The 1,549-nt window shown below is 62.6% G+C and carries 3 protein-coding genes; all 3 read left to right on the top strand.

Features of this window, described 5'->3' with window-relative positions; translation table 11 throughout:
• The first annotated feature begins 202 nt into the window (after nt 1-202).
• Nucleotides 203-379 (top strand): hypothetical protein, encoded by a 177-nt coding sequence (locus U4E84_RS17025; RefSeq protein WP_322533290.1) that lies wholly within the window; start codon nt 203-205, stop codon nt 377-379.
• A 6-nt stretch (nt 380-385) separates the two neighbouring features.
• On the top strand, nt 386-892 hold the full coding sequence (locus tag U4E84_RS17020) for a cytochrome c oxidase subunit II (protein ID WP_322533289.1): 507 nt from the start codon (nt 386-388) through the stop codon (nt 890-892).
• A partial coding sequence (locus U4E84_RS17015) for a cbb3-type cytochrome c oxidase subunit I (RefSeq protein WP_322533288.1) occupies nt 889-1,549 on the top strand: 661 nt, incomplete at its 3' end. The genes U4E84_RS17020 and U4E84_RS17015, both read left to right, overlap by 4 nt.

The following is a 1,549-nucleotide window of genomic DNA, read 5'->3' as shown; positions in this document are numbered from 1 at the left end:
ACCAGCGTCACCGCCACGACGAACTCCGCCCTGTTGGCGATGAACACCATCGCGGGGACGATCCCGCCCAAGATGAGGAGCACGGCCTGTTGGATCGAGAAGTTCATACCTGACACAAGTCGTCTCTGAGGATATATAATGCCCGTGTTTTCAGGGTTCGAGAACGGGTACGTTATATGTCTCCCAACGCATAACGCCGCCTATGGGCCAAAACGAGACCGCACACGCTGGCGCAGACGACGTGGGCGGCGACGGCGAGGAATTCGACCCTATCGGTACACTCACGCTCATCGGGATTTACTTCGTGATTCTAGTGCTCGCTTGGGTGTACATCTACTACGTAGAGTTCCTGGGGCGGGACCTCGTCGTCGTGGGGTGATCTAACATGCACATCCACGCGTACGAGAAACTCTGGCTCGCGCTGTCGATCGTGTTGATCCTCGCGCTCATCGGCACCGTGACCTACGGTGCCGTCGGGCCGGGCGTGGCGATGGTCGCCGACACGCAGCCGACCGTCGACGCGACGGCGCTCGACGAGGACGAGCGGTTCTCGGAGCCCCGCGTCGAGCAGGTCGGCGAGGACGAGTACGAGGTGTACGTTGTCGCCCGGCAGTTCGGGTTCCAGCCCGACCCGATAGTCGTACCGGCGAACAGCACGGTGACGTTCCAAGTCACTTCCGCGGACGTGATACACGGGTTCGAGGTCGCCGGGACGAACGCGAACGCGATGGCCGTTCCCGGAGAGGTCTCGGAGATCACGGTCGAGACCGACGATCCGGACGAGTACGGGATCGTCTGTAACGAGTACTGCGGGGCCGGCCACCACGGGATGGAAGGGAAGTTCAACGTCGTGAGCCAGTCGGAGTTCGAGAGCGGGGGTGACGACGAGTGAGCGAGGCACTCGAGGCCAAGCAGACGTTCGTCGACAAGTTCCCGGATGAGGCCCGAGTCGTCCGTGCGGCCTTCCTGAGCGCCTTCTTCGCCCTGTTCCTCGGCGCGATCTTCGGGATCCTTCAGACCCTCCACCGAACCGACGTCGCGCGGATCATCCCCTCGACGGACTACTACACCGTCCTGACCGCGCACGGCGTGTTCATGGTGATCAGCTTCACGATATTCTTCCTCGTGGGCCTGTTCACCTGGGCGGTGACGCGCAGTCTGGACCGACCGCTGATAAACATCAAGATCACTTGGACGTGGTACGGCCTGATGGCGGCCGGTATGACGCTCACCGGGATCTCGATCCTCGCCGGGTTCGTCGACTCCATCGACATGAGCGCGGACGTGCTGTTCACCTTCTACGCGCCGCTTCAGGCCCACCCGCTGTTCTACGTCGGCCTCACGGTGTTCATCGTCGGCACGTGGATCGCGGGCGCGGACTGGTTCCGGACCTTCCTCGCGTGGCGGAGCAACCATCCTGACGAGCGGATCCCGCTTCAGACGTTCATGGTGTTGACCACGATGACGATGTGGTACATCGCCTCATCCGCCGTCGCCGCCTCCGTGCTGCTGTTCCTCCTCCCGTGGTCGCTCGGCTTCATCGACCAGG

The organism is Halorubrum sp. AD140, from assembly GCF_034497445.1.
GTDB lineage: Archaea > Halobacteriota > Halobacteria > Halobacteriales > Haloferacaceae > Halorubrum.
This window is presented reverse-complemented; position numbering and strand designations above follow the sequence as displayed.